Below are 9,868 nucleotides of genomic sequence, written 5' to 3' on the forward strand. Positions count from 1 at the left end.
AAGTGCTTGTAACAGGATTTTAAAATCCTGTTACAAGTACTTTTTTATTGTCTGAAAACAACGCTAATCAAAATAAGCAATGTTTTTCAGTGCCCTCTAAAAAACAGATCGGCATTTCTCATAAATAGTATATTGTAATTATTTTGTGAGCAATAATTCTCTGTATTTAGTCAATGTCCAAATTTGATCATCTACCAGCAATTCTAGCTTATCACAGTGATTCCTGATCTCTTCAAAATATGGTTTCACATTATTGCAATAAGCCTCGGCCATTGCCTGAGCATCAGTCAGATGGTTTGCTTTTTTTCTCTCGTTTGTCATCATTTCTACTTTAGAATTGATACCTTCAATATGACCGGAAATTTCCCTGATTATGATAATTTGTTCTTTGGCCAATGTTTTAAATTCATCTCCAAAAATATCTTTCAAACCTTTTACGTTTTCAATCAAAGTATTTTGATACCGAATAGCCGTTGGAATAACGTGATTAATCGAAAGATCTCCTAAAACCCTGCCTTCGATTTGGATTTTCTTAGTGTATTCTTCCAATTCAATTTCGTAACGGGCTTCCACTTCAATATGGTTCATAATCCCCATTTCTGAAAACAAATCCAAAGCTTGTTTAGAAGCTCTTGCTTTTAATGCTTCAGGAGTGGTTTTGAAATTACTCAAACCTCTTTTTGCTGCTTCAATTTCCCAAGCTTCGCTGTAACCATCTCCTTCGAAAAGGATTTTTTTAGAAACTTTGATATATTCTCTCAAAACATTGAAGATTGCATCGTCTTTCTTCATATCATTATTTTCAATCAAAGCATCCACTTCGATTTTGAAATCTTTCAATTGTTTTGCCACAATTGTATTCAAAGTCGTCATCGCATTCGAACAGTTAGCAGAAGAACCCACGGCTCTAAACTCAAATTTATTTCCTGTAAAGGCAAATGGCGAAGTTCTGTTTCTATCCGTGTTATCCAAAAGTACGTCTGGAATTTTACCAACAACATTTAGTTTTAAATCGGTTTTTTCTTCCGGTGATAATTTACCCATAGTCACGCCTTCTAATTCAGCCAAAACTTTTGTCAATTGTTCTCCAATAAATACTGAGATAATTGCTGGTGGCGCTTCATTTGCACCTAATCTATGGTCGTTACTTGCTGTTGCGATGGCGCCTCTCAATAAAGCTTCATAATCATTGACCGCTTTGATAGTGTTGATGAAGAAAGCCAAAAACTGCAAATTGCTCATTGGAGTCTTACTTGGACTCAACAAGTTTACACCAGTATCAGTTGCCAATGACCAGTTATTGTGTTTTCCGGAACCATTTACTCCTTTGAATGGTTTTTCGTGGAGTAATACTTTCAAATCGTGACGTTCTCCCACTTTTTGCATCACATCCATCAACAAACAGTTGTGATCTACGGCCAGGTTAGTTTCTTCGAAAATAGGTGCCAACTCAAATTGATTGGGTGCTACTTCGTTATGACGTGTCTTTACAGGAATTCCAAGCAACATACATTCTTGCTCTAAATCTCTCATATAAGTCAAGGCACGAGTAGGAATTGAACCAAAATAATGGTCGTCTAATTGTTGTCCTTTTGCCGAAGTATGGCCTAGCAAAGTTCTTCCAGTCATCATAAGATCTGGTCGAGAGTTTGCCAAGGCGCTGTCAACCAAGAAATATTCTTGCTCCCATCCAAGGGTTGCAGTAACTTTTTTTACATTTTTATCAAAATATTTACACACATCAGTAGCAGCTTCATCCATAGCAGATAAAGCTCTCAACAAAGGAATTTTATTGTCCAATGCTTCTCCCGTATATGAAATAAAAACTGTCGGAATACATAAAGTGGTTCCATATATAAAAGCCGGAGATGTTGGATCCCAAGCAGTATAACCTCTTGCTTCGAATGTATTTCTAATTCCTCCATTCGGAAAACTGGATGCATCCGGTTCTTGTTGAACTAATTGTCCGCCACCAAATTTTTCTACCGGATCGCTACCATCATACGAAGTTTCGAAGAAAGCGTCATGCTTTTCGGCAGTTCTTCCTGTTAGAGGCTGAAACCAATGCGTATAATGAGTAACCCCTTTTGACAAAGCCCACTCTTTCATACCCATGGCAATATAATCAGCTAATTTTCTGTCTATTTTAGTTCCATGCTGAACTGCACCTTGTACTCCTTTGAAAGCGTCTGAAGTTAAATACTGCTTCATTGCTTTTTCATTGAACACATTTGAACCAAAAATAGTTGATTTCCTGTCAGTCTCCTCAAAATGGACTGGTTTCCTAGTTGAAGCTTCTTTTAGAGCTTGAAAACGTAATGTTGACATAATTTAGATAATTTTTATCAAAGGTAATTATTATTTTTTGCATACAAAAAATATAGTATTTAAAATTTAACCCATACAAAAATAGGGTATTCATAAAAATAGCATTAAGAAATATAATTTATACCCCTTTATTTTACACCACTAAACTTTTAAATTACATTTGCGAAATATTTAACATCATTTAATTAATTTTTTATTGTTATGGCTAAAATAAAACTAGAGTACATTTGGTTAGACGGATACGAACCAACTCAAAATCTAAGAAGTAAAACTAAAGTAGAAGAGCACGACAATTTCAAAGGAACATTGGCAGAAATAGGCAACTGGTCTTTTGACGGATCTTCAACAAAGCAAGCAGAAGGTGGTTCATCTGACTGTTTATTAGTTCCTGTTGCTATTTATCCTGATCCAACTCGTATCAATGGATACTTGGTAATGACTGAGGTAATGTATGCAGATGGTAAAGCGCACCCTTCAAATGGAAGATCTACTATTGATGATGATGGTGATTTCTGGTTTGGTTTCGAACAAGAATATTTCATAATGGACACTAAAACCTTACTCCCTTTAGGATTCCCTGTAGGAGGTTATCCTGCTCCACAAGGAATGTACTATTGTTCAGTAGGCGGGAAAAACACACACGGTAGAAAATTAGTTGAAGAGCATGCTGATTTATGTATCGCAGCCGGACTTAACTTTGAAGGTATTAACCAAGAAGTTGCTTGTGGTCAATGGGAATTTCAATTATTCGCTAAAGGGGCTAAAAAAGCAGGAGATGAAATCTGGGTTGCGAGATATTTATTAGATCGTTTAACTGAAAAATATGGTTATTATATTGAATATCACCCAAAACCATTAGGTGATACGGATTGGAATGGTTCAGGTATGCACGCTAACTTCTCTAATGAAGTGCTAAGAACATGCGGAGATAAAGCAACTTATGACAAAATATGTGAAGCTTTCCGTCCAGTGGTGGAAGAGCACATTGCAGTTTACGGAGCATACAACGAGCAACGTTTAACTGGTAAACACGAAACTGCTTCTATTCATGATTTCTCTTATGGAGTATCTGATAGAGGAGCGTCTATCAGAATCCCACTTTATACTGTTCAACATGGTTGGAAAGGATATTTAGAAGACAGAAGACCAGCTTCTAATGGTGATCCATATAAAATTGCAGCAAGAATCATCAAAACTGTGAAATCAGCTTTGTAAATCTTTATGAATATTATTAAAAAGTGCTTTCAGAAATGAAGGCACTTTTTTTATGGATAGCTTTTTTAACAAAACTTTAATTTAGAATAAGTTCTAATGTTAAAAAATCAAAAAGTATCTTTGCTACACTTTAAAAAATAAGGTCTATGATTGTCTGGATTTCCTTTTTAGCAGCTATTTTTCTGTTCCTCGCACTTGATTTAGGCGTTTTTAATAAAACACCTCATATCATTAGCACCAAGGAAGCTAGCAAATGGACTGCGATATGGGTAATGATGTCCTTTTTGTTTTCAGGAGTTATTTATTGGTTATACTCAAACAATTACGTTGCAAATCCTGATGGGCTAAAACCAGCAGCAGCTTCCATAAAATACATTACCGGATATTTAATCGAATTATCATTGAGTGTCGATAACATCTTCGTTATCGCTATTATTTTTGCAGCTTTTAAAATTCCGCAAAAATATCAGCATCGCGTTTTATTTTGGGGAATATTAGGAGCTATTGTATTTAGAGGATTGATGATTTATTTTGGTGTTTTTCTTATCAACAAATTCACTTGGACAGCATATGTTTTTGGGGCTTTCTTGATTTTTACCGCCATGAAAATGTTGTTTACCAATGAAGATGAAAAATTTGAACCAAAAAAATCTTTTGTTTACAAGGCATTACGCAAAATAATCCCTGTTACAAGTCACATCGAAGGAGAACATTTCTTTGTAAAAAGAAGACACATCACTGCCGCAACACCATTATTTGTTGCGCTAATCGTCATCGAAGTAATGGATGTCGTTTTTGCAATGGATAGCGTTCCTGCTATTTTAGCTATTACATCTGATCCGTTTTTAGTCTTCAGTTCCAATATTTTTGCCATATTAGGATTGCGTTCTATGTATTTCTTCTTGGCCAATATGCTGGAAAGATTCAGCTATTTAGAATACAGTCTGATTGCAATTTTGACTTTTGTAGGACTAAAAATGTTACTTCATGATCTTTTCGAAGTGCCGGAATGGGCTTCATTGGCTTTTATTGCAATTTCACTTCTCATAGGAATTGTGGTTTCATTGCAACTGAGTAAAGAGAAAAATTCCTAAGACTAATAACCAAATTTTAGAATAAGTCATAAAAAAAAGGAAATCTCACGATTTCCTTTTTTTTATAAATTGAATTTCTGTTTAGAAATTAATCTTCTGAACTTGACTCTCATTGATGTTTAAAGCTGAAATAACGGCAGCATAATTGGTAGTTTTAAGAGAAGCGGCAAAAGCTCCAGGAACGACCACAATTCTAAAAATTTGGTTCAATCTAAAACTGGCACTAAGCGATGGTAAATCATTTCCTTCCAAATAAATTTGGACATCATTTCTTGTAAAATCGAAATTGTAGCTAAAATCTCTTGTCCCATCTGCAAAATAATGGGTCTCCGGTAAAAATTCCCATAAATCATTACCATTCACGGTTCCAGTTAAACGATAAACTAAAACAACGTCAGAATTATATATTGCATATGGAAATACATATTTAATACTATACCCGCTTGGCAAAAAACTAACTTGATTAGTTTCGAAAACTGTACTTATTGTGTCATTATCAACATAATTCGAATCTGTTGTTGTGCAACCCTGCAAACTAAACATTCCGATAACCGCTAAAATTGTAATTATTTTTTTCATGATTTTATATATTTTATTAATTCGAATAGGCTATTTCAAAAATCAAACCAAAATAGTAATCTTTGGTGAATTTAATGAAAATAAATTAAATTATATTTGTAACTATGAAAGACAAACTTAAGTTATATATGATAATGCTGGGCTGCACGCCCGAAGGCAGGTACACGGAACAACACGATATTTTTTTTGGAATTGGTAAAAATTTAAAAGATTTGATTCCTCAGATGACTGATTTTTGGCCTGAAGCCAACGGACGAATTCATATTGATGCCTGGCGAGAAGTTACCATGGTCGATAATTTTTCTATTGAAATTGTTGCTAAGGAAACAATTGAAAATTCTGTTTTGGAAAATTTGTTTTTCATCAATCTCGGCGGCTACAAGGAAAATGAATTTGAAGAATATCATTATAAAATGCTCACCATTGCCGAAAATTTAAGTATTGCTTCCAAAAACGCCAAAGCTACCACTTTTTATAAGCATTGTGGTTTCAAGGGAGCCACTTCACACATTGACGATAAATACGGGATTGATGTGGATGATATTTATAATGTTGCTGATATTTTGTCAGACTATTATAAAGAAAATTATTCCCTGAAAATAACGAAAGTAGAAACGTTTTTCGAAGAAGACCAATTAAATATTGGGTATTTAAAATTGGATAAAATATAAAAACCTTTTTTAACTCAATATTCATAAATTCATAAAAAGTATCCCACAAAGGGATGCTTTTTATATTAAGAATACTATTAATTTTTTTAACATATTATTCTTTTCATAATTTATAGCACAATCCCTAATTATCAACAACTTATAATCCTTTTTTAAAAAACCCATTAAGACGGTTATTCGTTGAACTACACAAATTCATCTTTTTACTACAATACAAATAATTTTTGTGTAGTTCATCGGATTTTTTGTTAATTTTGTCGATAAAATGATATTACTACTTACCTTTGATAAAGATTTAACCTACTAAGTATCAATGTTATGAAAAGTTTATTAACAGCTGCCCTATTGGCAATGTGCAGTCTTTCTTTTGCCCAAAATGTAAATCCTTTATGGAAATTATCTGCCAAAAACAGCACCTCTACAAGTATAAAAAAAACAGAGTTGCCTTTAAAACATTTGTTTGATTTAGACGTAAAATCTTTAAAAATTGCGTTAGCTTCGGCTCCAAAAAGAGATGCTAATACCAAGTCAAACACTTTCATTTCGTTGCCGAACGGAGATGGAAAATTTGAAAAGTTCCGTGTTTATGAAAACGCTGTAATGGCAACGGAATTGGCTGCTAAATACCCAGAAATTAAATCTTATATTGCCGTAGGTATCGATAACCCTAGTGCCAGAGCTTATTTTAGCAACTCTCCTTTAGGATTCAAATCGATGACTTTGTATGCTGATGAAGCTGCCGTGTTTATCGAACCAATCTCCGATGATTTAAAAACCTATACAGCCTATAAAAAATCAGACAAAAAAGCTTCTTTAGACACTTTTGAATGCAACACTATTGATCAGGCTAAGAACACCCAAAAAACTAAAAAAACCAGTTCAGTTGCCAGATATGCAGCTGATGATGGAAAACTAAGAACTTTAAGACTGGCATTAGCTTGTACAGCAGAATACGCTGCTTACTTTGGCGGCTCAAAATCATTGACCTTAGCAGGCATGAATAATACCCTGACCAGAATTAATGGCGTTTATGAAAGAGACTTTGGCATAAAAATGATATTGGTCAGCAATAATGATGCTCTTATCTATATTGACCCATTAACCGATCCGTATTCTGATTTTTCAAGTAAATCTAATTGGGGAGTAGAAAATCATAACAATCTGACTTCAACCATAGGTATTTCTAATTTTGATATTGGCCATTTATTGGGGGGAGGTTCCGTTAACTGCGGGGATGCCGGTGGTGTTGGTTCTGTTTGTTCAGATTTTAACAAAGGACGAGGCTACAGTTGTGCTTATTCTGGGTGCTATCAAGGAGATACCTTTGATATTGCATATGTAGCCCACGAAATGGGGCATCAGTTAGGCGCGAATCATACATTTACGTACAAGACTGAAAACGGAAACGCTGCACAGATGGAACCCGGAGATGGTTCCACTATCATGAGTTACGGAGGACTTTCAGTAAAACAATTTCAAAATCATGTAGATGCCTATTTTCACGCTATTACCATCCAACAGGTTACTGATTTAATCAAAACAAAAAGCTGTCCTGTGGTAATTGCTTCCGGAAATGCTATTCCAGTTGTCAATGCCGGATTGGATTATACCATTCCAAAAGGCACTCCATTTCTATTGACGGGATCTGCGACTGACGCCAATACCGATGATGTATTGACTTATACCTGGGAAGAAATGGATTTGGGAGATGCGACAACCACTGTTCCAAGTGCGACAAATACTGCTGGACCTCTATTCAGATCCTATTCGCCAGGTACTTCAGCTATTCGATATTTCCCAACTATGACAACCGTATTAGCAGGATTAAACACAACCCCAGGTTTATATATCCCTTCTGAAGTACTACCCGGTGTTGCCCGAACCTTAAACTTCCGATTAACAGTTCGTGATAATAGAGCCGCAGGCTCTGCCAATAATACGGATGATATGATGATTAGCGTAGACGGCAACTCAGGGCCTTTCACTGTTGATTCTCAAAACAGCGCCGCTTCCTATGCAGCCGGAACTACACAAACCATCAACTGGACGGTTGCCGGAACCAACGCTAATGGAATAAACTGTGCCTCTGTCGATGTTTTACTTTCTAAAGATGGAGGAAATACATTCCCAATCACTTTACTTTCAGCAACTCCAAATACGGGTGTTGCCAATGTAGTAATCCCAAATATCCTAGGAACTACAAACAGAATTATGGTTAAAGGAACAAATCAAATCTTCTTTGATGTTAATAACGCGAATTTTACAATTACTGGTTCAGGCGCTGCAGATACCACAGCACCATCTGCTGCTACACTTTCTGCTTCAGGAACTACAACTTCAAGTACCAACTTGTCTTGGACTGCGGCTACTGATAATGTTGGAATTAGCGGTTACAATGTATATCAAAATGGTGTATTGAAAACCGCCACTAGTGCGACTTCATTGGCTGTAGCGGGATTGACTGCCTCTTCAGGATATAGTTTTTATGTCTTGGCCAAAGATGCGGCCGGAAACCTATCTGTTGCCAGCAACACTGCCAACATTACTACACCTGCTCCAGCTGATACTACAGCTCCAACAACTACTACACTTTCTGCTTCTGGAACTACAACTTCAAGTACCGACTTGTCTTGGACTGCTGCTACTGACAATGTAGGAATTAGTGGTTATGATGTATATCAAAATGGTGTATTGAAAACAACCACTGCTGCCACTTCATTAACTGTAAACGGATTGACTGCTTCAACTGCTTACACCTTTTATGTCGTAGCGAAAGATGCGGCAGGAAACTTTTCTCTTGCCAGTAACATTGCAAACATTACCACACCTGCTCCAGCTGATACTACAGCTCCAACAGCTTCTGCACTTTCCGCTTCAGGAACTACCGTTTCAAGTACCAACTTGTCTTGGACTGCAGCAACTGATAACGTAGGAATTAGCGGTTATGATGTATATCAAAATGGTGTATTGAAAACAAACACTACTGCCACCTCATTGGCCGTAGCCGGATTAACTGCTTCTACTGCATACTCCTTTTATGTCGTAGCGAAAGATGCGGCAGGAAACTTTTCTCTTGCCAGTAACATTGAAAACGTTACTACGCCAGCTCCAGTTGGAGTGAGTTGTTTCCTCGAAAAGAGCGAAGAATTTCCAACTAGGAAAATCGGACCAGATGGTGATTTCAATCGACCAAATCCAAACATGTGTTCCCCTTGCATGCAATCTTATGATACCAAACAGTATCGTAGGGTAGATAAAGCACAATGCGGATATCTTTTCTGCACTTTCAAGCCTCCATCCACTCAAATGAAAAGCTGTGCAGATCAACCCGTTCAGCCGCATGCTCGATAGTTATGCCACAAACCTTGCCGTTTTCATCGAGATCAAGCAGTGTGTTTTCGTCCACATCGTTCGTTTCAACGACGGTCGCAGCCCGCAGTTCGATGTAAAGTGTGTCGGTATCCTGAAAATATTTAATCTTCATTATTGAATCTCCTGTCGAAGAATGCATTGTGCACCGTTTCACCATCTGGCAGCAGGATAACTCGAAGGTATTTACCCTCAGCTTCAGGTATGGCGGCCCAGCGGCGTATCCGTCCATCCGCCTGAATCGTTTCCTTCGCCGGGCTCTCCTTCACCTGCCGTATCCATTCAGGCTTGATACCCGCTCTATCCGGGCGGATACGCATCGTCTCGAAATAGAGGGTGAATTTCACAGCAGCGTTTTAATGCCTGAAGTGACGCATGCCGGTGAACACCATCGCCATCCCATGCTCGTCCGCTGCCGCGATCACTTCTTCGTCGCGCATCGAACCACCAGGCTGGATCACCGCAACAATACCGGATTTGGCGGCGGAATCGATGCCGTCACGGAACGGGAAAAAGGCATCGGAGGCCATCACTGAACCGGCCACTTGCAAACCTGCTTGCTCGGCCTTGATCGCGGCGATGCGCGCAGAGTTGATGCGGCTCATCTGCCCC

General features: G+C 37.4%; 8 protein-coding genes and 1 pseudogene. 4 read left to right on the forward strand and 5 right to left on the reverse strand.

Annotated elements, in window-relative coordinates; translation table 11 throughout:
• Window positions 1-138: 138 nt before the first annotated feature.
• Window positions 139-2,328 carry a glutamine synthetase III gene (locus tag ACH2BV_RS09195; RefSeq protein ID WP_395050430.1) on the reverse strand — a complete coding sequence of 730 codons (2,190 nt, stop codon included), beginning with the start codon at window positions 2,326-2,328 and terminating at the stop codon, window positions 139-141.
• Between the two features lie 201 nt (window positions 2,329-2,529).
• Here ACH2BV_RS09195 and ACH2BV_RS09200 point away from each other — a divergent pair, with 201 nt between their 5' ends.
• Together ACH2BV_RS09200 and ACH2BV_RS09205 are read left to right on the forward strand one after the other, a co-directional pair.
• Complete coding sequence (locus ACH2BV_RS09200) at window positions 2,530-3,543, forward strand: glutamine synthetase beta-grasp domain-containing protein (protein WP_395050431.1); 1,014 nt, start codon at window positions 2,530-2,532, stop codon at window positions 3,541-3,543.
• A 146-nt stretch (window positions 3,544-3,689) separates the two neighbouring features.
• The gene (locus tag ACH2BV_RS09205; RefSeq protein ID WP_395050432.1) at window positions 3,690-4,637 is read left to right on the forward strand and encodes a TerC family protein; all 948 of its coding nucleotides are present in this window, start codon (window positions 3,690-3,692) and stop codon (window positions 4,635-4,637) included.
• Between the two features lie 81 nt (window positions 4,638-4,718).
• Here ACH2BV_RS09205 and ACH2BV_RS09210 read toward each other — a convergent pair whose 3' ends face one another.
• Window positions 4,719-5,216, reverse strand: coding sequence for a hypothetical protein (locus tag ACH2BV_RS09210; RefSeq protein ID WP_395050433.1), 498 nt, complete (start codon window positions 5,214-5,216; stop codon window positions 4,719-4,721).
• A 104-nt stretch (window positions 5,217-5,320) separates the two neighbouring features.
• On the opposite strand from ACH2BV_RS09210, the gene ACH2BV_RS09215 reads away from it, so the two are divergent.
• Together ACH2BV_RS09215 and ACH2BV_RS09220 are read left to right on the forward strand one after the other, a co-directional pair.
• The gene (locus ACH2BV_RS09215) at window positions 5,321-5,887 is read left to right on the forward strand and encodes a DUF1543 domain-containing protein (RefSeq protein WP_395050434.1); all 567 of its coding nucleotides are present in this window, start codon (window positions 5,321-5,323) and stop codon (window positions 5,885-5,887) included.
• Between the two features lie 318 nt (window positions 5,888-6,205).
• Window positions 6,206-9,238: a reprolysin-like metallopeptidase gene (locus tag ACH2BV_RS09220; protein ID WP_395050435.1), complete on the forward strand. Its 3,033-nt coding sequence runs from the start codon at window positions 6,206-6,208 to the stop codon at window positions 9,236-9,238.
• Here the strand turns inward: ACH2BV_RS09220 and ACH2BV_RS09225 are convergent.
• From ACH2BV_RS09225 to purH, 3 genes and pseudogenes are all read right to left on the reverse strand, one after another.
• The gene (locus tag ACH2BV_RS09225) at window positions 9,174-9,416 is read right to left on the reverse strand and encodes a DUF2283 domain-containing protein (RefSeq protein WP_395050436.1); all 243 of its coding nucleotides are present in this window, start codon (window positions 9,414-9,416) and stop codon (window positions 9,174-9,176) included. The genes ACH2BV_RS09220 and ACH2BV_RS09225 overlap by 65 nt on opposite strands.
• Window positions 9,361-9,603, reverse strand: a complete 243-nt coding sequence (locus tag ACH2BV_RS09230; RefSeq protein WP_395050437.1) for a hypothetical protein — start codon at window positions 9,601-9,603, stop codon at window positions 9,361-9,363. Before ACH2BV_RS09230 ends, ACH2BV_RS09225 begins: the two co-directional genes overlap by 56 nt.
• A gap of 9 nt (window positions 9,604-9,612) precedes the next feature.
• Window positions 9,613-9,868, reverse strand: a pseudogene (gene purH / locus ACH2BV_RS09235) (bifunctional phosphoribosylaminoimidazolecarboxamide formyltransferase/IMP cyclohydrolase); the annotation flags it as partial.

This window comes from Flavobacterium sp., assembly GCF_043780635.1.
Lineage (GTDB): Bacteria > Bacteroidota > Bacteroidia > Flavobacteriales > Flavobacteriaceae > Flavobacterium.

Coding starts and splice junctions, on each gene's coding strand:
- ACH2BV_RS09200 (WP_395050431.1), top strand. CDS start 2,530: ATGGCTAAAATAAAACTAGAGTACATTTGGTTAGACGGATACGAACCA.
- ACH2BV_RS09210 (WP_395050433.1), bottom strand. CDS start 5,216: ATGAAAAAAATAATTACAATTTTAGCGGTTATCGGAATGTTTAGTTTG.
- ACH2BV_RS09220 (WP_395050435.1), top strand. CDS start 6,206: ATGAAAAGTTTATTAACAGCTGCCCTATTGGCAATGTGCAGTCTTTCT.
- ACH2BV_RS09195 (WP_395050430.1), bottom strand. CDS start 2,328: ATGTCAACATTACGTTTTCAAGCTCTAAAAGAAGCTTCAACTAGGAAA.
- ACH2BV_RS09205 (WP_395050432.1), top strand. CDS start 3,690: ATGATTGTCTGGATTTCCTTTTTAGCAGCTATTTTTCTGTTCCTCGCA.
- ACH2BV_RS09225 (WP_395050436.1), bottom strand. CDS start 9,416: ATGGTGAAACGGTGCACAATGCATTCTTCGACAGGAGATTCAATAATG.
- ACH2BV_RS09215 (WP_395050434.1), top strand. CDS start 5,321: ATGAAAGACAAACTTAAGTTATATATGATAATGCTGGGCTGCACGCCC.